This is a genomic window from Rickettsia amblyommatis (assembly GCF_002078335.1).
Taxonomy (GTDB): Bacteria; Pseudomonadota; Alphaproteobacteria; order Rickettsiales; family Rickettsiaceae; genus Rickettsia; species Rickettsia rickettsii.
On the sequence record NZ_CP015012.1, the window covers coordinates 655437 to 676034 of the forward strand.

A 20598-nucleotide genomic window follows, 5' to 3' on the forward strand; every position below is an offset into this window, starting at 1 on the left:
TACATTTCTTTCAAAAGTAGTATTACATACTACTTTTGAAAGAAGTTTAAAATTCGGAGTATACATTAGCATGTGATATATTAAACATATTTTGGCTAAAAAATTCATTGATTAACAAATATTAGTAATTAATAGTTTACATTAAGTTAACAAATATTATATAACTCGCCTCGTTTATATTAAAAATAATACTAACTAATCGAGGTTTGAATGAATTTACAAAATGCCCGCTCAAAAAAATATGTTTTAACTTTTTTCATGTCAACATGTTTGTTGACTAGTAACCTTTTAAGTACAAGTGCTAGAGCGGCAAGCTTTAAAGATTTAGTTAGTAAAACCCCAGCATGGGAAAAGCACAATTCAACACAGCAACAAAATATTTGGGAAGATTTGACTCCAAATGAAAAAATCAAAAAATGGCAAGAAGCAGATTTAGTTCCTAGTTTTACTCAAGCACAAGATGATCTGGGAATAAAGTATAAGGAAACAGATTTATCAAGTTTTTTAGATGATACTAGACATAAAGCAAGACAAGCAAGAGCTAAAATTTTATTATACATAGAAAGAGTAAAACAACAGGATTTTGATACAAAAAAACAAGAATATATTAATCAAGGTGTAGTTCCTACAGCTATAGAAGCAGCAACAAATCTTGGAATAAGTTATGACCCTAGCAAAATAGACAATAATGTAGAAAACGATCAAAAGGTACGTCGTGCAGCAAAAGACAAAAAAGCGGTAATCGAGCTATATATCAGCTCAATAAACAGAGATATTAAATACAAACATTATGTTGATAATGCTATTATTCCTGAAATGAAAGAAGTAAGGACTGCTCTTAACATGAATAAAGATGATGCAGAATCTTTTGTTGCTTTAATAAGAGCTGAAATTATGGAAAACGCAAAGGGACGATATATAGCCGATAGCCATATTCCTACAGAACAAGAGTTAAAAAATAGGTTTGGTATATCTCGTGATGATAATAGAAACAGCTATATTAAGTCAATAAGACTTAAAGTTATGGACAAAAAAAAGCCACAATATATAGCTGATAATATTATTCCTACAGCAGAAGAGCTAGAGCAGAAATTTGGTGCTGATAAAGGTGAGGCAACAAACTATATCACATCAATAGCAACTCAGATGATGCTTGGTAAAAAATCGTACTATATAGCTAATAATATTACCCCTAACTCTGACGAATTAATGAATGAATTTAAGATAGGGAAGATAAAAGCAAATTCTTATATAGACCAAATAAGAGCCGGAATAGCAGCAAACCAGTTTCTAAACAACAATGATACTACTAAACCGTCTGCCGGACGCTCTCAAGAAAAGAGCGGAAGCAAAAACGACAGTTGGTATATGTCAAATCAAGGTACAAATAATACAGGAACATCTTCAGGGGTTGTCTCCACGGGTAAAAAAAAGAAACAAAAATATGTTTTTAATCCTATAAATACTTTTAAAACTTACTTTAATCATAAAGAAAATAAGGGTAATTTAACGCAGTCTCAACGCCATATAAGTAGAATAATACAACAAGAAGAAAATATTGAAGAATTTAAAAATCTTATTAAAACAGATCCTATAGCAGCATTAAATCTTGAAGTAGATAGTAGTTATAAACAAGAAGCAGTAACGACTATCTTAAGTGATTTTAATGATTATACTATTCAAAGGGTATTATTTAGCAATGATACGGGACAATTAGATTTCAATACCAATATTGACGTTAAAAATAGACCTATTTTAAAAGAATTATTAGAAAATAGTTCTTCTGAAGAAAAAACTAAATTTGCTGCAAGAATTCAAGACTATGCAATACGAAATATATCTAATAGTCAATTTGAAGAAAAGGCACGATTAGATCTTATCAAACTAGCAGCAAGTAAAGATAAGAGTTCAGTAGAAAACTTTTTAGCTCTGCAATTAGAGTTAAAAAACAAAATGCAACCTTACATTGTAAAAAGCATCTATATTTTAACACCAGAAGTAGTAAAAGAAATAAATATAGAACTAAAAAATAAAGGGCTAATAATAGATAGTTTAACTAAAGACGATATGATTAAACTAGCCAAAGCAGTAAATAAACAAACATTAAATTCAGTAATTAAAGTAATATTGTCTGATAGTAACATACTCAGCAATGAAGCCAATAAAATTTTAGGGTTAGTAGTAAGTAATAATTCAAATAATTTAGAACAAACACAAAGCGGCATTCCGCATCCACCACCTCTACCGCTAAACGTGGGTATTCCAAATCCGCCTCCTTTACCTCTAAATGGAAGCATGCCACCCCCACCACCTCCCTTAAATTCTCAAGGCTTTAGTAGCAACTCTAACAATTTTGATTTAAATAAGTTACAAGCAGAATATCCTCGCATACATTCATTATATATTCAGTTTACTCGCAATACTACTACTCAACCAAAAGTACCACTTCAACCCACAACTTCTAGTGCAACCAACACAGACAGAAGCACGCCAGAGACAGCTTATGCCAAACTATATGCAGAATATAGAACTGAGACAGGAGGTAAAAAAGCTGATGATTTACAAGATCAGCTTATAAAAAGACAAGCTGATCTTACAAATGTTATACGTCAAATATTAACAGAATCATACGCCAACCAAGGAGCTGACGAGAAAACTCTTGTAAATTTATTTAGCATTTCAACCCCTGAAATCGCAGAAAAAGCTAAAGAAGCTTTTAACACCCTTGTTCAAGACCCGTATATACAAGATATAACCGTAAATGGTAAGAAAACAACAACAAGCGAAGAGATAATTAAAAATCTTTTCAATGAAGACACTGATGATGCAGTAAAACGTATTTTATTATCGTCATGTAAAATATCTGAAGAATTAAAGAGACCTATTAAACTTGAATTCAATAAATCAGAATTGATTAGAGCGTTACAGAGCAAACAAAATCCGTTTGAACAATTAGAATTTGCCTATACTAATGCAAAACACTTCGATCAAGATATATTTGGCAATAGAGTCGAAGAGTTAATTAACAACCCTAATATATTAACTATAGTACAACAAGCTACTTTTTTAATAACAGAAGATACAAACTTAAGAAAAACAATTAATTCTGATCAAGCACAGGCTAAACTTGATGATTTAAGAACAGCTATTTTAAGCACAATAAAATTTGAAGAATTAATTACGGCAAATTTACCTCAACATGCGTTTATTGCTATAGTAAAGGAAAAAGAACCCGAATTATTAAAAGAGTTTTTAAAAGCTACTACTATCAAACTAGCAGGTAATAATAATTTAGATCAATTAAGATTAGCTTTGCCTTCATTTACAGGCATGAGCGATGAACAAGTACGAATTCTTGCTAGTAAATTAAATATGCCTATAATATTAAAAGCTCTTAAAGAGTGCTCGCAAGAAAAAGCTAAAAAACACATCCATACCGGAAACATGCCACCACCACCACCGCCACTGCCTGGTTCACAAGATTCGGAATTAGCTTATCTAACAAGTTTAGGGATTACTCAATTCAATGCACATACATCTACTTTTAAAACAACTCCAAAAATTTATAACTTTAGCTCCGATATAGCTGTAAGATATAAAGAATTGGCTTTATCAAGACATAAAGCAGCAGGACATAAAGCACAATACTCTGATACCGATTTATTGCAAAAAGCTATAATGGAATCAGTAGCATGTGAGCATTCAAAAAATTTATCTAAAGCTCATCAAAATAATAAGTATTTTGCAAAAATCCAAGAAGCAGTCAACACTATGCGCTCTAGCTTTATAGGTCCTAGAACTGAAATGGGACAAAAAGTACATAATATTTATAAATCTAAACTTTTGGAATTAACAAAAGATAAAGAATTTATTCAATATGTTGAAGATCATATTATACTTAGCCAAAAATTAACGGAGGCGTTTACTTCCGCTAACTCTGATTTTATAGGTCCTAGAACTGCAATAGGACAAAAAATACATAATATTTATACACAGCAATTGACAAAATATCCAGAAGAAGCGGTAAAAGAGGCATTTAATACTGCTAACTCTGATTTTATAGGTCCTAGAACTGAAATAGGGCAAGAAGTACATAATATTTATAAATCTAAACTTTCAGAGTTAGTAAAAGATGAAGAATTGTTTCAATATGTTAAACAATTACTAGTAGAGTCTAGTGAACTAAAACAAAACTATGGTAGTGATATTCAATCAGAAAATAGTAACAATGAAAAGAAAATAGGACGTTTAGATCCGAAAAAATTACGATTATTCCAACAAGAAAACGAAGCTACAAATGATGAATCCTCAACAAATGATGAATCCTCAACAAATGATGAATCCTCAACAAATGATGAATCCTCAACAAATGATGAATCCTCAACAAATGATGAATCCTCAACAAATGATGATACACAACCTGAAGATAGCAATAAAAAGTCAGAGCAATCTGATTCAAAAACCGCTTTATCACCAAGATTATTGAGTTCTAACGATAGCAAAAATGATAAATCATCAGATGACAAAAAATCACTTCTAGCATTAAGATCTAGTAATGAAGACGATAAAGGGTATGAAACTGATGAAGAAGAATTAGAAGTAAGCAATAATAGCACCACTGACGAAGAATTAAAAAAAGATATAGTTTTAGAAAGCGAAGATGAAGCGATCGATGTGTCATTCAAAACTGAAGCAATTACAGACCAAGATGAGGCGACACAGAGACAACAGGTATCTGATGACACTAGTAGGAAAGTAGCAATATTAGTTAAGGCGACTTCAACTCTTCACAAACCTGTTCACTATAATATTTTAAGTGATAGATTAAAGGTTGCTGCAATAGGGGCCGGTGATGAAGAAGCTAGTATAAACAGAGGGGTATGGATTAGCGGCTTATACGGCATCAACAAACAAGGAACTTGGAAGAAGATTCCAAAATATCAAAGTCGTACAACCGGCATAACTATCGGGACTGATGCTGAATTCATCAATAGTCATGATGTTATAGGAATAGCTTATAGCCGTTTGGAATCCCAAATTAAATATAATAAAAAACTAGGGAAAACAGCAGTTAACGGTCATCTTTTAAGCATTTACGGTCTAAAAGAACTAATTAAAGGTTTCTCATTGCGGGCTATAACATCTTACGGTCATAATTATATTAAGAATAGATCTCAAAGCATTAATAATATAATTGGAAAATATCAAAACAATAATTTAAGTTTTCAAACTTTATTAAATTATAAATATCGTACAAAATACGATTTACATTTTATTCCTAATATCGGTTTTAAATATGATTATTCAAGAGCGAGCAACTATAAAGAGTATAATGTAGATATAGAAAATCTCATGATTCAAAAGAAATCAAATCAATTATTTGAAAGTAGCCTTGGCGGTAAAATAGTGTTTAAGCCTATAGTGACCACAAACAATATAGTATTAACACCAAGTTTGTATGGTAATATTGAACATCACTTCAATAATAAAAATATAAAAGTTAATGCACAAGCGACTTTTAAAGGACAAACATTACAAGAAACAATTATTATACCAGAACAACCTAAGCTTGGATATAATATCGGTAGTAATATACTTATGAGTAGAAAAAATATAAATATTCTACTTGAGTATGATTATTATACGCATAGAAAGTATCAAAGCCATCAAGGACTTATTAAACTACAAGTCAATTTGTAAATCACCAATAGAAAATTTAAATAAGGATAAGCTTTTCCTAAGAGCTTATCCTTTCTTAATGAATAAGCTTATTAACCAAACTCCTGCATAGAATACTGGAGTACTAAATATAGTAAAAAATAGTTTAAATGAATAGATATTAAGTACAAGATGACCTAATTAGTCAAAAGGAAAAATATTAAATAAGCTCATAATCCCAATTACAAATAAAAGTATCGATAAATAAAGAAATTGCCGTACTAAAATTATTTCTTATCCATAAATAGGTATTTAATATCAACAAGTTGAGCTATATATATAACAGGCAAAAGTTGATGCTAAAAAAGATATATGGTATGAACCAAAGACTTTATGAAAAGTTATGTTGTCAACATTAGACCAATTAGTAGCTTCCAATTTATCCATGAGACTTATTTATTAAAACTACTATTTTATTAAAAATAATAGCAAGCTTTACACAAAAATTGGCTCTTTCTTTACCGTAAAACTCAGATCCGTTAATAAAAAAGTTAACGGGTAAAAAATTGCTCCTATAGATAATTCAAGAATATAAAAATTAAAAATATTAAGGTAAACAAATTTTTGATATATTAAGTTTCCTACTATAATAAGAACTGTAAAAAACGTACATAAAATGATATAAATTTTTTCTTTTATATTAAATTCTATAGACATTTCTAAAATTATTTTAGATGCAAAAATATTGCTGTACTCTAATAATATATATGGGAGTTCTGAAAACTATACTAAATTCTCTGATGTCATGCCATTGATCCATAGGTGTTGTTACATGAGTCCTGTTATGTCATTCCCGCAAAAGCAGGAATCCAGTACTTTTATGTGTCACCCCGTGGTCAAGCCACGGGGTGACACAGTGGATTTTACCGATCCACGCGACAATACCAACAAAGGTAGACAATGACAAGTGTGAAAGATATTACTAAGATAAAGCTATAACTATTTAGCTATAGGTAAACTATTTTCTGCTTGATTTTCTTCAATTTCATTAATCTTAGAAACTAAATCAGATTTCTTTTTTGAGGAAAGGTTAGCAAGTACTATTGCATTTATTAAAAATAATGTTGTAAGTATTATAGTGCTTTTAGTAAGAAAATTACCGACTGTTTTAGCACTGACTACTCCCATATTATTACCGCCGCTTATACTACTAATTCCATCCGATCCGCTACGCTGCATCAGAATAACTATAATTAGCAATATTGCGATAGTAATATGTACAAAAAGAAGAATGTCTATCATATAATAAAATAATCGTTGCTGTAGTTGCTGTATTTTAAATGTAAATCATATAAATCATACATTAGTTTTATATTATTTGCAACTTAGCTTTATAAAATAAACATAATACTAATAATAGTATCTGACAGAAACTAGACTAAAATCAGCATATGAGTTTTTCAAGAAAGGTTAAAAACTCACAAAGCTTAGGATGTATGGTGGTGCTACTAGGGGGAATCGAACCCCCGACCTCTTCATTACCAATGAAGTGCTCTACCCCTGAGCTATAGTAGCAAGATTATTTCAAACCCTTTTTGCCACATATTTGTCATTAAATCAAGAAAAATTTTGGAAATTCGTTTACTATTTACAAAAAAGCTCTTATTCTAGCTCCTAATTCGCTCCACTTATATGTACCCCATTATAAGATGCTACTGTAGTTTCATTAGCATGCATCCCAAATTCTTTCTGTAAATAATCACTTAAAATCTTTAGTGTTGTTTCTTTGGTTTGGCATGCTAATATCATTTTATTATCTTGTACTAACTTGTGTAATTTGGATATCTCTTCTGCAGTAACACGCCTCATTTCCAAACAACCGTTTTCTTCTTGTTGTAGAAGGTCAGCCGTTACACTCGTAGTAACTCTATGACATGTACCGAATAAGTCTAGATCTATCCTTGAAATTGCTTCGTCACTAGTTACTTCTTTAAAAGTTCTGGAATGATTGATGTTATCCTCAGAGATACTGGCATAATCCCTTTTCAGTTATTTTATGTTCACAAGCATCGCCATAGTAATAACTCTTAGGTCTAAAGACTACAATTTTGTTATTAAATTCAACTAGGTTTGCAGGTTTTGTAATTTTTTTCATATTTTATCTAAACTTCTATTTTTGTAAAAAGATAAGGCAATCAATGCAAAAATACAGCTTAATATGACATAATAAACTGCTGAGGTTACATGCCCTGTTTTGTGTACTAAATATTCAAAGACAAGAGGCGTAGTACCACCAAAAATACTTGTAGCAGTGTTATATGAAATAGAGAGAGCAGTGTTACGTATATTTGTAGGATACAATTCTGCTTGTAATGCCGGTTCAGGACCGATATAGCTAGCAGCAAGTATAGCAAGTATCAATTGTGAGATAATTACACTTGTGAAGGCCCCATGCTCAAAATTATTAAGTAAAAACGGCGTTGTTACAATAATTATTATCAGATTAATTACAAAAATGTTCCTGCGACCTATAATATCGGATAGATAACCGCTTAATAAAGTTACGGCTATCATAATCACGTAACACACACTAGCAAGGCTATTTACCTCATTTTCAGTAAAGTTGCGGCTGATTTTTAAAAACGATCCCAAGTAAATTGTAGTTAGATAGAATATTATCGAACCGGGAGCATTGATAAAAATCGAGATTAATATATCAAACCAATAATTGGTAATGACTGTTTTTAACGGTGATTGTAAAATCTTCTTCTGCTCTCTTAGATTTTTAAAATTCGGTGTTTCGTGTGTATTTTTTTTAATATAAAATGCTGCAAAAAGAATAAAAAAACCAAGTAAAAAAGGTATTCTCCAGCCAAAACTATCAAATTGTGAAGCTGTGAGGATATGCTTAACGATATAAGAAACAAAAGAACCAAGCAATAAACCGGAGCATATACTAGACATTGAAATACTACCGGTGAAGCCTTGGTGTTTATGGCTAGTATGCTCAATAACAAAGGAAATAGAGCCGGTCAAAGCTCCTCCAATTGATAATCCTTGTAGAATTCGCACACAAATCATTAATATAGTCGCAGTTATACCGATAGTATGGTAAGTTGGTAATATTCCTATTAATACGGTTGGGGCAGACATGCAAAATAACGCACTAGTTAAGGCTACTTTGCGTCCAAATCTATCACCGATAACACCAAAAAATATGCCGCCCAACGGTCTTGCCAAATAACCTATAGCAAATACTAAAAAAGCTTGCAGTAAAGAAGTATTAGCATCATCATTTGGAAAAAATTTTGTTCCTATTATGGGTGCAAAATAACCGAATAATACATAATCATACCATTCAAAAGTGTTAGCGATACCGCTTGAAAATACTAGTTTACTGCGATTCATGTTTTCTATTCATAGCTTTTTTTTCGGAATATATTATAAATAAGGTGGTAGGAATTATTATTACTGCTCCATGAAGTGTGCTTTTATCGGGAAATTCGTTAAATATGAAATATGCCGCTATTGCCGAAATCACCAGCTCTAAATATCTGTAAGGAGCGGTAGCGGTTGCATCTACCATGGAAAAAGCTTTAAGCAGGAAGAATAATATTAAGCTTCCGCTACTACCGAGTACAAACAATAAAGCTAATTCAAAACTATTAGGAGTTAGCCAATACTGCGATGCTACAGGTAACGACACTATAGCAGTTACTATTGCCGAATAAAATAGCAGGCTAATCATCGATTCTTTTATTACGAATTTTTTATTAATAATATCAAGCATAGCAAATGAAATAGCCGCTAATACAAAATACAAAATTTCTGGGTTAAAATCCTCGGCATGCGGTTTAAGCGTAACAACAAGTCCTATAAATCCTACTACGGTAACTACCCATCTTGGCCAAATAATATTTTCGTTCAGAAAAAATACGGCAAGTATTAAAGTAAATAAAGGAATGGAAAAACTTACGACTGTTGCAGTAGTAACGGGAGCTATGGTAAGACCGTAAGTCCAAGAAGTCATACCGAAAAATAATAATAACCCTCTTAATATATGTACAAAAGGACGACTTGTTTTTAAAGTATTTTTACCACAATAAACAACAAAAGGTAGTAAAACTATGCTACTGAAAAAGAAGCGGAAAAAAGCTACTTCAAAGCTATGTAAACGAGTCCCAAGATATTTAGACATTACATCATTGGCACTACTACTTACTAAACTAAGTAAAAACCAACCTATACCGGTTAAATATGTTTTTAATGCATCATTCATTAATATGCTCCAATAATTTCTATACAATAATTTCTATAATTTTACTTAAATGTCTTGACTTTTAGCGTAAAAGAATTCTATCTTTTATGACAATGGCATAGATATATAAACAAAAATTTTATATAATAATACGGTAATCAATTTTAAGCAAGTAAAGGTTATAATTATATGTTAAGAATAGTGAAAAAATTAGGGATAATTTTGTTTGTATCGAGCATAAGTATTAATAGTTTTGCTAAAAGCATGTATGATGATGTAGACTCTGCTCCTGACTATGATAGTACACCGTATTACGAAAACGCAGGCAGTTTAGTTTTCAAGATGCGTTTAGGAGGTGTTGTTTCAAGTGCTAAGCAAAAAGGATTACCTACTCCTACCTCTCCTCAACCTGTTTCAGTAGGAGAAGTTGCAAAAAACGGTTATGGAGGTGATGCGTCCACTACTATATTCTTTAATAATTATTTAGCTACTGAATTATCACTTGGCTTTAATGTTTTACGCACTAAATATACATCTCTTGTAGCCGTTGCTCATAATTATGGCGTTGATAATGTCAAACTAGGAAAAAACAAACCTATTTATATGATTCCTGCAACAGTTACCGGACAATTTCATATAGCTCCTTACGGTGGAATAAGACCATATATAGGTATAGGTTATCACGGTTCTTATATGCTTACGCAAGCTACCGGTCTTAAAATTAGAAATGGACACGGTGCCGTAGGACAAATAGGTGTAGATTTTTATGCTAAAGATGATACTTTAATCAATATTGACGTAAGACAATTTTTCTTAAATCCTAAACTTGAGTATAAACTGAATTTAGTAGGTAATAAAACCGTGACCTCTAAAGTTAAACTTAATCCTTTAATAGTTTCTATAGGTATAGGATTTACTTTTTAGCCTTGTTGCATGGTTCTTGAAGCGTATTTGTCATCCCGCGACTTGATCGCGGGATCCAGTTTTTTTATTTTTTTTTGGATACCACGGTCAAGCCGCGGTATGACACTAAATAGCTAATAATATAAACATACATTCACCTATGTCCCTACAAATTATCCAGTTATTATACTTAGTTGCGGCTGTTTGCTTTATTCTATCACTCAAATTCTTATCCTCACAGAAACAAGCACGTTTAGGCAGTACCATAGGTATTTTGGGGATGGCGATAGCAGTCGTTGTTACTTTTTTCCTACCGAATTTTACTCATAAATTACTCATTATAGCAACCATATTATTAGGTGCTGTAATCGGCGGGATTATCGCACTTAAAATCTCCATGACGGCAATGCCTCAATTAGTAGCGGGATTTCACTCTTTTGTCGGTCTTGCTGCGGTATTTGTAGCTTATGCTACAGTACTTGCCCCTGAAAATTTTTCTATAGGAATAGCAGGAAGTTTACCGATTAATGCATTAATAGAAATATCAGTAGGCGTCTCTATCGGTGCTTTAACTTTTAGCGGTTCGATTATAGCTTTTCTAAAACTACAAGGCTTAATGAAAAGTAGCCCGTTAAAATTCTACGGTCAGCAATATGTATGCGTATTAACGGCAATAATATTGGTTATTCTAGTAATATCGTTTGTTCGTTCAGAGAATATATTTTTATTTAATCTAATAGTCTTTTTATCACTGTTAATCGGAGTATTACTAATAATACCGGTAGGCGGTGCAGATATGCCTGTTATAGTCTCAATGCTAAATTCTTATTCAGGTTTTGCGGCAGCAGGTATAGGCTTTACGCTTAGCAATAGCCTACTTATTATTACTGGAGCATTAGTCGGTAGTAGCGGAGCTATACTTAGCTATATAATGTGCAAAGCAATGAATCGCTCATTAATTAAGGTTATTTTTGGGGCGTTTTTGCCTGCACCTACTGGAATTAACAAGGATATAGACGACGATAAAATAGCAAAAACAAGCTGCCCTGAAGATGCGGCACATTTACTACTTAATACATCATCGGTGATAATTGTTCCCGGTTACGGTATGGCAGTAGCCCAGTCTCAGCATATCATAAAAGAGATGGTTGATATATTAGAACGTTCAGATATTAATGTACGTTTTGCCGTACATCCGGTAGCAGGTAGAATGCCGGGGCATATGAATGTTTTACTTGCAGAAGCTAATATAGATTATGAGAAAGTACTTGAGCTTGAAGAAATTAATAGAGATTTCGCTACCACTGACGTAGTGCTTGTGATTGGGGCAAATGACGTAACTAATCCTGCTGCTAAAAATGATCCGAACAGTCCAATTTACGGTATGCCGGTACTCGATGTCGAAAAAGCACGTACGATTTTGTTTATTAAACGCTCTATGGCATCAGGATATGCAGGTATAAAAAATGCGCTATTTTATCACGATAATACTTTTATGTTATTCGGCGATGCTAAGAAAGTAGTTGAGGAGATAGTTAAGTTTCTAAATGAAGATTGACTTAAATAACTCTATTTGTTATAACTTCTTAAATTAAGCTAAAAAACCATTATCATGAATTCGCAAAAAACATTACCGCTTCTGCCAAAAGCCACGGCTATGTGGTTAATTGAAAATACTTCTTTAACTTTTAAACAAATTGCCGATTTTTGCGGTATTCATGAATTTGAAATAAAAGGTATGGCTGACGGTGAAGTAGCACAATCTATAAAAGGTTTAAATCCAATTGCAAACGGTCAGTTAACTTTAGAGGAAATTGAGCGTTGCAGTAAAGATCCTAATGCTAATTTACAAATTTCATATAGCAGCCCTGCTGATGAATTGATGAAAAATCAGAAAAAACAGCGTGCTAAATACACTCCTATAGCAAGACGTCAAGATAAACCGGATGCTATATATTGGTTATTGTCTAATTATCCAAACATCCAAGACCATCAAATAATTAAATTAATAGGTACTACTAAAATTACTATAGATGCTATTAGAACCCGTAGCCATTGGAATATGAATTCTATTCGTCCTCGTGATCCCGTATTACTGGGGATCTGTAGTCAAATAGACCTGAATAAAATAGTAGAAAGCCTAAAGCCTCCACAAAATCCTACAAAAGAATCATAAAATTATACTAACTGCTATCCTGCAAAAAGCTTGCTTACGTGAATTATTTTTTGATTGTTACCCCGCCTTGATCAGCGTTATTGCGTGGCTCATTTATGTCATTCCTGTATAGTCGGAACATTGCTGGATGGACTAGTAAAATCCACTGTGTCACCCCGTGGCTTGACCCACGGGGTCCATAAAAAAATCTAAAATACTAATAATATTAGTATTGTAAGCTAGATTCCGTGGTCAAGCCACGGAATGACAACGGGTGCGTTTTTCAATCCACACTGACAATACTTTTCTCACAAACGGATTTCTTTATGGATTAGAAAAGTAATTATTGCCTAATAAATCGTTTATCGCTAGGTAAAGTATAACTTTTATCGGTAGAACGATAGGGACAAATATCAATTCCTCCACGCCTAGTATATACTATATAAATAGAAAGAAAACCAGGACTTATAGCGTTTTTAATATCTGTAAAAATACGCTCAGCACACTGCTCTGCAAACTCATTACAATTTCTAAAAGATATTAAATATTTCAGAAAAGAATCATGTTTTAACTTTTTTCCTTTATATTTTATAACGATTGTACCCCAATCCGGTTGACCGGTTACTAAGCAATTTGATTTGAGTAAATTAGAATTAATCTCTTCTTCTACCAAAACATCTTCATACTCAATTAAACTATTATCGGGTGCACCGTAATTATTGCATACTATATCTAAATCATCGATATTTTTACCGCTTGGAACACCAAATTCTACTTTTGTATTTATAGGAAATATACGTCCTGTTACTTTAGCGTGTGTAACATTACTTAGATCCTGCAAGATAATTCTTTCTAGTTCTTTTACTGATTCAACAACAAAGTTATTAAAAGAATTTAGATATAATTTAAATGATTTTGATTCTACTATATTTTCAGAATCCGTCGGTATATAAAAAGTGCCTACTCCAACCCATGGCTTACCGTTCTTATTAAGACAAGATAGTTCATATGTATTCCAAACATCTACACCGTAAAACGGAAGATTATTACTATTTATTCCAAGTTCGTTTCGATTATTTATACGTGGAATTTTAAATAATAAAGTCACATCATAACTATCTTTATAAGTACTTTTTTTACCAAGTAAAGAAGTAGATAAAGGCATTAATTATGCTCCTTGTGCTAAAATTTCTTTTTGTTGTAACTCATCATATTCTTTTAGCATATAACCACGTCCCCATACTGTGTCGATATAATCTCTACCACCGGCAGCATCACTTAACTTTTTACGAAGTTTACAAATAAATACGTCAATAATTTTCATTTCCGGTTCATCAACACTACTATATAAGTGATTTAAGAACATTTCTTTAGTTAAGATAGTTCCTCTGCGGAGTATTAATAGCTCTAAAATAGCATATTCTTTGTTAGTCAAATGTACTTTTTTGCCGTCAACTTCTACACTTCTAGTATCTAGGTTTATGCTAACCTTATCAAACCTAAATACTGATGCTGCATGATCTTTAGAACGTCTAACTATAGCTTTAATTCTAGCAATTAATTCTTCTCTTACAAACGGCTTGGTTAGATAATCATCGGCTCCGAAAGAGAAACCAGTAATCTTTTGATCCGTATCCGTTAAGCTAGATAAAATTAAGATTGGGGTTTTTATTTTTGCAGCACGCAATCTTAGTAATATCTCAAAACCATTAATATCCGGTAACATAAGGTCTAAGATTACTAGATCATAACCACCAACTTTACCAAGTCTTAAACCTTCTACACCAACTGAAGCTTTATCGCAAACTATCCCTTCTGAAGCTAAAGTTAGCTCAATTAAGTTAGCCATTTCCGTCTCGCCTTCAATTAACAAAACTCTCATTATTTTTCTCCATAAAATTCAATTTTTATATTGTGCTATAATTTTTTATCTTGTGCCTTATACATTCATTAATAACATAAGTAAAGAATATTCAATCAAATTGATAAAATATCTACTATTATAAGCTCTATCTGTGATTTAAAAAGCATGAAACGAAATTTATTAAGTAATTAAATGATTTTCTTAGTTTTGATGCTCCGATATTTTCTTATGATATAAGGCACCAAAATCTATAGGATCAATCATTAAAGGCTGGAATCCTGCATCTTGAGTACAGCTAGCTATAATTTTTCTGGCAAATGGAAATATCATTGCCGGACAATGCACGGATAATAAAATCGCATGTTGTTCAGAATCAATATTAATTAAATTAAATACTCCAGCATATTTTAATTCTATCTGAAATAATTTATATTTCTCATTTCTTGCAATTGCCTCGATATTTAACTCTACTTCATAGAAATTTTCGTCCGATAAATTAGTAATATTTATATCTAAAGATAAATCAATTTGAGGGCGTTGATCCAAAGCCGCAAGAGAAGACGGGGCAGAAGGGTTCTCAAGAGATAAATCTTTTATATATTGTGCATTAACAGAAATATGCGGCATTGTCTCATTAGTCCCGGTGTTTATTGTACTCATAAAAATCCTTATTAAAAATTTAATATAATGTCCTACATAAAAAAGTTATGTTAGCGGTAAAGTTACGCCTACTTGTTTCATATATTTTCCTTGGCGATCGGCATATGAAGTATCACAAATTTGATCACTCTTTAAAAATAAAAACTGACAAGCTCCTTCATTTGCATATATTTTAGCAGGTAATGGAGTAGTATTAGAAAACTCTAAAGTTACATGTCCTTCCCACTCCGGTTCTAACGGAGTCACATTTACTATTATACCGCATCTTGCATAAGTGGACTTGCCGACACAAATAACTAATACATCACGCGGTATTTTAAAATATTCTATAGTTCTGCCAAGGGCAAAGCTATTAGGTGGAATAATACACACATCTACTTCTCTATCAACTAAATTATATTCACTGAAATTTTTTGGATCAACCGTAGTAGAATTTATATTGGTGAATATTTTAAATTCATTAGATACTCTAGCATCATAGCCGTAAGAAGATAAGCCATAAGAAATAATCTTTTCTTTATTATGCACTCTTACCTGCTTTTCCGCAAAGGGCCTTATCATACTTTGATTTATAACAGCTTCTTTTATCCACTTATCTGACATTATAGCCATAATCAAAACTTGATTTAATTAATAAACTAGTGATTATAACTCATAATTATTTACAATACAAAATTTTTCTTTAAAACTATAAGTCTGAAATTACTTGAATAATGATAGTGATAATAATACAACATTATATACTTAAAATTATTACAAATTAAAATAGTTTTTTATTGTGAATTCTGAAAGTATTATTATACTCTAGCGTAGTTGATTTATATTTATTAACACAATTTATTTTGTATAGTAAATTTTATTATTTAAGTTTATAGGAGTTTTATTAAAGTGAAAAAATTATTATTAGCTGCAAGTATTATTTGCCTTGCATCGGCTGGTCTTGCCGAAGAAAATTCAACACCTGTTATTTCTAATTCTGATACTGAAATAAAATTAGAAGGATTCTATTTATTTGAAAGCGGTTATATTAAACAGGATCATTTAATTTTATTTGATAAAAATGTAACTGATAACAGGAAAAAGCTAGGGTTTTACACGGAAGCAGCGTTTGCGGCCACTATTGCTAAAACTATCAATGATGTAATAGCAGGTGCTAAAATAGTGCTTCAGCCTACTACAAAAGCAAAAACCTCTACAAGTTATAATGGATCACATATCTTTATTGAAACTAGTTACGGTAAAGTAGAACTCGGCTCTCCTGCTGATGCAAGCGCTAAGCTGCGTATTACCGGTAGTCAAGTAACTGCAGGTACCGGAGGATGGTGTAGATATGCTCTACTTGACGGTCAATATATGCGATATAACGGTTTAAAATCGGATTTTGATACTAGTGCTAGCTTTTATCTTGAGTCATACTCTAATGCTTTTAATCAAATCAATGATAAAGCTGAGAGAGCTAGAAGATTGAATTTTTTCACGCCTAAAATGCAAGGCTTCCAAGCCGGAGTTTCTTATACTCCCGATACTGCTAATACAGGCGGTAATAGAGATATAAATAATTTAACGCTTGAAAGCTCAGGCAGAAACGGAGTTAGTGTTTCTAAAACCGGAATAAAGACGGTTAAATTAGAGAATAACGAAACCATGACTATTAATCAGAATATTAGGGATGCTTTTTCTGCCGGCTTAACTTATGAACATGAAATTAGCGAAGATGCAGACTTAAAATTATCTGTCACCGGAGAATACGGTAAACCTGCTCGTCGTCTTATTCATGCTAAAATGGACGGAACTACAATTCAAGTGCTTAATACCTATAAGCTTTCTAATTTAAAAGCATATAATCTTGGAGCTGTATTTACTTACGGTAATTTCTCTTGTGGTGCTTCTTACGGTAATTTAGGTAAAAGCTTAACCGCTAAGGAATATTATAAAGTCGGTCGTGATACCTATTATTACAATGGAGCAGTTGCTTATGGACAAGGACCTATAAAAACAAGTCTTGAATATCTTAAAACTTCAAGATATAAAAACACCGTTGATGCTGTAAGCCTCGCTACTGAATATAAGATCATGCCTGGTTTATTACCATATGCTGAAATTTCTCATTTCCAAGCTAAAGGTAAACCTGTATATTACCCTGAAGCACCTAGTAAAACAACACGAGGTACTGTTGGGCTTATAGGTACAAAACTTAAGTTTTAATTATTTACAAATTAATTGCCATCACTATTATAATCAAGGCTTAGAGCAATCTTATGCCTTGATTATTCCATTTTTTTAATTGAACTATCAATAAACTTTATAGTTCCGTCGTTGTAATAATCTTGTTTTCTCTTCTGTTAAATCTTTAAACCATTATATTAGCTTACAGCTCTCTAATTCTTGTCAAATTATGCTTAGCAACAGCTGCTGCTAAAAAACAAAGAAAAGAAGATTATAGGGCAGGTGGGTGGGGTAAATAATTAAATTATAATTTTATTGCGTTAATTGGTGCTGTCTACTATTTTAAACGTATGTCTATACTTCATGCCACAATCTTAACCGTTTTTCCTGAAATGTTTCCTGGGACTCTAGGACATTCTTTAGCAGGACAAGCACTAAATAAAAATATTTGGTCATATGACGTTATTAATATTCGAGATTTCGGTTTAACTAAGCATAAAAATATTGATGATGAGGCTTATGGTGGTGGTAACGGGCTTATAATGCGTCCTGATGTTATAGGTAGTAGCATAGATCATGCTCTTGCTTTAAATCCTAATGCTGAAATGTACTATCCTTCACCTCGCGGTAGAGTCTTTACCCAAAACTTTGCTAAAGAGATGTTGAAAAATAAAAACCTCATATTCTTATGTGGACGTTACGAAGGGATTGACGAACGTGTAATTGAAGAGTATAATGTTAAAGAAATTAGTGTAGGCGACTACATTTTATCCGGCGGAGAAATACCTACCCTCACCATTCTCGATTGCTTAATTAGACTACTGCCAGGTGTTTTAATGAACCAAAATACCTTATCTTCCGAGTCTTTCGAAGAAGACGGGGAATTTAAGGGCGGGCTTGAATGCGGCCTATATACAAGACCTGAAATTTGGCGTGATCGAGCTGTACCGAGTGTTTTGTTATCCGGTAACCACAGGCTAATTAATGAATGGAAAAAAGAGCAATCACATATGATTACTAAATTACGCCGTCCGGAGTTACTTAAAGATTTATAGAGTTAAGGAGTTAAAAAAATGAATATTATTGACCGCTTTGAACAGGAAAACATTTCAAAGCGTACTGCAAATAAAAAAATTCCTGATTTTGAAGCCGGCGATACAGTTAAGGTAACTGTTAGAATTATTGATAGATCGATTGAGAAAGACGGTAAGGAAAAATTAACGGAAAGATTTCAAGCTTATGAAGGTGTAGTTATCGCAAAAAGAAATCGCGGTATTACTTCATCTTTTTTAGTACGTAAAATTAGCCACGGTGAAGGAGTCGAAAGACGCTTTATGACTTACTCGCCGATAGTACACTCTATTGATGTAGTAAAATACGGAGTAGTTCGTCGTGCTAAACTTTATTATTTAAGAAATAGAAGCGGTAAGTCGGCTAGAATTAAAGAGAGACATATCCCTATTGCTAAAACTAAGGCAGCAAAAGCTTAAAATTTGTATCTTCTTATGTCATTACTGCGAAAGAGTGCGTTGCTACGTGAATACTAAATACGTCATTGCGAGCAGCCGTAGGCTGCGTGGCAATCTTATGAAATAATAACAAACTCCTGAGATTGCTTCGTCAATTACTTTGTAATTTCCTCGTAATGACGTATGCCTCAAATCCCTAAAGTATCCCTATAAAGCTCAAGCATAGCGTCCTGCTCGGCAAGTTTATCTTTATCCAATTTCTTTAGTTTCAATATAGATTTCATAGCTTTAACATCAAATCCATGTGAAGAAGCATCTTGGAAGATATCTTTTACTTCTTGAGATAAATCAGCTTTTTCTTGTTCTAATCTTTCTATTTTGCTTATATATTGCTCTAATTGTTCTTTTACTACTACTTCTGACATAAAAAATCATTTAACCTTTTTGAATTTACTATATAATACAAATATAATCCTTATTCAACAAAATATATAATAATGCAAATTTATCCTTTAAGACTTTTACCTAATAAAATCGATTTTGATTTTATGCATTTTAAAAAAGTTAGCTACACTTTCTCAATGATTTTATCACTCATTAGCTTTATTTGGATCGGTATATATAAATTTAATTTCGGTATTGATTTTGCCGGTGGTATAGTTATTGAAGTAAGGCTTGATCAAGCTCCTGATTTGCCAAAAATGCGTGGGGTTCTAGGCAAGCTTGGAATAGGTGAGGTGGTCTTACAGAATTTCGGTAGTGAGCGTGATTTATCGATTAGATTCGGTAGTAGTAGTGAAGAAAATCTCATGAAAAATATTGAGTTAATTAAAGCATCTTTGCAAAGTAATTTTCCTTATAAGTTTGAATATCGTAAGGTAGATTTTGTCGGTCCGCAAGTCGGTAGGCAGCTAATAGAAGCGGGGGCTATGGCGATGCTATTCTCTTTCTTAGCGATTATGGTTTATATTTGGGTGCGTTTTGAGTGGTATTTCGGTCTTGGTATACTTATCGCCTTAGTGCATGACGTAATACTCGCTCTTGGGTTTATGAGTATGACAAAGCTTGATTTTAACTTAAGTACTATTGCTGCAGTGTTAACTATTATAGGTTATTCCGTTAATGATTCGGTAGTAATATATGATAGGATTAGAGAAAATTTACGTAAATATCATAAAAAAAATATCACGGAAATTATAAATTTAAGTATTAATGAGACTTTATCAAGAACTATTTTAACTGTCATTACCACGCTACTTGCCAATTTAGCCCTTATTCTTTTTGGCGGTGAGGCAATCCGTAGTTTTAGCGTACTTGTATTTTTTGGGATAATAGCCGGTACTTATTCCTCAATTTTTATCTCTGCTCCGATACTTACAATGTTTGTTAATAGGAAGTTTAATAAAAAAGTAATAGAAAGGTAAAGAATCGTCATTGCGAGCAGGCATTGTTGCGTGGACCGGCT

General features: G+C 32.4%; 17 protein-coding genes, 1 tRNA gene and 1 pseudogene. 8 read left to right on the forward strand and 11 right to left on the reverse strand.

Annotated features, from left to right (window positions below):
• The first annotated feature begins 210 nt into the window (after positions 1 to 210).
• On the forward strand, positions 211 to 5700 hold the full coding sequence (locus A3305_RS03720; RefSeq protein WP_196795997.1) for an autotransporter outer membrane beta-barrel domain-containing protein: 5490 nt from the start codon (positions 211 to 213) through the stop codon (positions 5698 to 5700).
• 45 nt (positions 5701 to 5745) lie between these two features.
• Here A3305_RS03720 and A3305_RS10375 read toward each other — a convergent pair.
• The 6 genes and pseudogenes from A3305_RS10375 to A3305_RS03750 form a co-directional block, all read right to left on the reverse strand.
• Positions 5746 to 6375 (reverse strand): annotated as a pseudogene (locus A3305_RS10375) (queuosine precursor transporter).
• Between the two features lie 282 nt (positions 6376 to 6657).
• Positions 6658 to 6960, reverse strand: coding sequence for a preprotein translocase subunit SecG (gene secG / locus A3305_RS03730; RefSeq protein WP_004996773.1), 303 nt, complete (start codon positions 6958 to 6960; stop codon positions 6658 to 6660).
• A gap of 198 nt (positions 6961 to 7158) precedes the next feature.
• Positions 7159 to 7233, reverse strand: a tRNA-Thr gene (locus A3305_RS03735).
• Positions 7234 to 7332: 99 nt separating this feature from the next.
• Positions 7333 to 7533, reverse strand: a complete 201-nt coding sequence (locus tag A3305_RS03740; RefSeq protein WP_041860481.1) for a hypothetical protein — start codon at positions 7531 to 7533, stop codon at positions 7333 to 7335.
• Between the two features lie 276 nt (positions 7534 to 7809).
• The gene (locus A3305_RS03745) at positions 7810 to 9066 is read right to left on the reverse strand and encodes an MFS transporter (protein ID WP_014391815.1); all 1257 of its coding nucleotides are present in this window, start codon (positions 9064 to 9066) and stop codon (positions 7810 to 7812) included.
• The gene (locus A3305_RS03750) at positions 9053 to 9937 is read right to left on the reverse strand and encodes a DMT family transporter (RefSeq protein ID WP_014391816.1); all 885 of its coding nucleotides are present in this window, start codon (positions 9935 to 9937) and stop codon (positions 9053 to 9055) included. The genes A3305_RS03745 and A3305_RS03750 overlap by 14 nt, the downstream gene beginning before the upstream one ends.
• Positions 9938 to 10105: 168 nt before the next feature.
• On the opposite strand from A3305_RS03750, the gene A3305_RS03755 reads away from it, so the two are divergent.
• From A3305_RS03755 to A3305_RS03765, 3 genes are all read left to right on the forward strand, one after another.
• Positions 10106 to 10840 (forward strand): OmpW family outer membrane protein, encoded by a 735-nt coding sequence (locus A3305_RS03755; protein ID WP_014391817.1) that lies wholly within the window; start codon positions 10106 to 10108, stop codon positions 10838 to 10840.
• 139 nt (positions 10841 to 10979) lie between these two features.
• Positions 10980 to 12377 carry an NAD(P)(+) transhydrogenase (Re/Si-specific) subunit beta gene (locus A3305_RS03760; protein ID WP_014391818.1) on the forward strand — a complete coding sequence of 466 codons (1398 nt, stop codon included), beginning with the start codon at positions 10980 to 10982 and terminating at the stop codon, positions 12375 to 12377.
• Positions 12378 to 12431: 54 nt separating this feature from the next.
• Positions 12432 to 12995, forward strand: a complete 564-nt coding sequence (locus tag A3305_RS03765; protein ID WP_014391819.1) for a cell cycle transcriptional regulator TrcR — start codon at positions 12432 to 12434, stop codon at positions 12993 to 12995.
• A gap of 322 nt (positions 12996 to 13317) precedes the next feature.
• On the opposite strand, the gene queF is transcribed toward A3305_RS03765, so the two are convergent.
• The 4 genes from queF to dcd form a co-directional block, all read right to left on the reverse strand.
• Positions 13318 to 14139, reverse strand: a complete 822-nt coding sequence (queF, locus tag A3305_RS03770; protein WP_014391820.1) for an NADPH-dependent 7-cyano-7-deazaguanine reductase QueF — start codon at positions 14137 to 14139, stop codon at positions 13318 to 13320.
• A 3-nt stretch (positions 14140 to 14142) separates the two neighbouring features.
• A complete protein-coding gene (ctrA, locus tag A3305_RS03775) occupies positions 14143 to 14856 on the reverse strand; it encodes a response regulator transcription factor CtrA (RefSeq protein WP_014391821.1) in 714 nt (237 codons plus the stop codon).
• Between the two features lie 183 nt (positions 14857 to 15039).
• Positions 15040 to 15498, reverse strand: a complete 459-nt coding sequence (gene secB / locus A3305_RS03780; RefSeq protein WP_014391822.1) for a protein-export chaperone SecB — start codon at positions 15496 to 15498, stop codon at positions 15040 to 15042.
• A gap of 45 nt (positions 15499 to 15543) precedes the next feature.
• Positions 15544 to 16110, reverse strand: coding sequence for a dCTP deaminase (dcd, locus tag A3305_RS03785; RefSeq protein WP_010420471.1), 567 nt, complete (start codon positions 16108 to 16110; stop codon positions 15544 to 15546).
• A gap of 276 nt (positions 16111 to 16386) precedes the next feature.
• Here dcd and A3305_RS03790 point away from each other — a divergent pair, with 276 nt between their 5' ends.
• The 3 genes from A3305_RS03790 (at position 16387) to rplS (ending at position 19154) form a co-directional block, all read left to right on the forward strand.
• Complete coding sequence (locus A3305_RS03790) at positions 16387 to 17703, forward strand: porin (RefSeq protein ID WP_014391823.1); 1317 nt, start codon at positions 16387 to 16389, stop codon at positions 17701 to 17703.
• Positions 17704 to 18014: 311 nt separating this feature from the next.
• Entirely contained in the window at positions 18015 to 18719 is a 705-nt protein-coding gene (gene trmD, locus A3305_RS03795) for a tRNA (guanosine(37)-N1)-methyltransferase TrmD (protein ID WP_014391824.1), read from the forward strand.
• Between the two features lie 18 nt (positions 18720 to 18737).
• Entirely contained in the window at positions 18738 to 19154 is a 417-nt protein-coding gene (gene rplS, locus A3305_RS03800; RefSeq protein WP_014391825.1) for a 50S ribosomal protein L19, read from the forward strand.
• Positions 19155 to 19321: 167 nt separating this feature from the next.
• Here the strand turns inward: rplS and A3305_RS03810 are convergent, their stop codons facing one another.
• Positions 19322 to 19558, reverse strand: coding sequence for a DUF2312 domain-containing protein (locus A3305_RS03810; RefSeq protein WP_004996682.1), 237 nt, complete (start codon positions 19556 to 19558; stop codon positions 19322 to 19324).
• Between the two features lie 72 nt (positions 19559 to 19630).
• Here A3305_RS03810 and secF point away from each other — a divergent pair, with 72 nt between their 5' ends.
• Positions 19631 to 20557 (forward strand): protein translocase subunit SecF, encoded by a 927-nt coding sequence (gene secF, locus A3305_RS03815; protein ID WP_014391826.1) that lies wholly within the window; start codon positions 19631 to 19633, stop codon positions 20555 to 20557.
• Positions 20558 to 20598: the final 41 nt, after the last annotated feature.

Coding starts and splice junctions, on each gene's coding strand:
- dcd (WP_010420471.1), bottom strand. CDS start 16,110: ATGGCTATAATGTCAGATAAGTGGATAAAAGAAGCTGTTATAAATCAA.
- A3305_RS03760 (WP_014391818.1), top strand. CDS start 10,980: ATGTCCCTACAAATTATCCAGTTATTATACTTAGTTGCGGCTGTTTGC.
- A3305_RS03745 (WP_014391815.1), bottom strand. CDS start 9,066: ATGAATCGCAGTAAACTAGTATTTTCAAGCGGTATCGCTAACACTTTT.
- rplS (WP_014391825.1), top strand. CDS start 18,738: ATGAATATTATTGACCGCTTTGAACAGGAAAACATTTCAAAGCGTACT.
- queF (WP_014391820.1), bottom strand. CDS start 14,139: ATGCCTTTATCTACTTCTTTACTTGGTAAAAAAAGTACTTATAAAGAT.
- secG (WP_004996773.1), bottom strand. CDS start 6,960: ATGATAGACATTCTTCTTTTTGTACATATTACTATCGCAATATTGCTA.
- A3305_RS03810 (WP_004996682.1), bottom strand. CDS start 19,558: ATGTCAGAAGTAGTAGTAAAAGAACAATTAGAGCAATATATAAGCAAA.
- A3305_RS03755 (WP_014391817.1), top strand. CDS start 10,106: ATGTTAAGAATAGTGAAAAAATTAGGGATAATTTTGTTTGTATCGAGC.
- secF (WP_014391826.1), top strand. CDS start 19,631: ATGCAAATTTATCCTTTAAGACTTTTACCTAATAAAATCGATTTTGAT.
- A3305_RS03720 (WP_196795997.1), top strand. CDS start 211: ATGAATTTACAAAATGCCCGCTCAAAAAAATATGTTTTAACTTTTTTC.
- trmD (WP_014391824.1), top strand. CDS start 18,015: ATGTCTATACTTCATGCCACAATCTTAACCGTTTTTCCTGAAATGTTT.
- A3305_RS03750 (WP_014391816.1), bottom strand. CDS start 9,937: ATGAATGATGCATTAAAAACATATTTAACCGGTATAGGTTGGTTTTTA.
- secB (WP_014391822.1), bottom strand. CDS start 15,498: ATGAGTACAATAAACACCGGGACTAATGAGACAATGCCGCATATTTCT.
- A3305_RS03765 (WP_014391819.1), top strand. CDS start 12,432: ATGAATTCGCAAAAAACATTACCGCTTCTGCCAAAAGCCACGGCTATG.
- ctrA (WP_014391821.1), bottom strand. CDS start 14,856: ATGAGAGTTTTGTTAATTGAAGGCGAGACGGAAATGGCTAACTTAATT.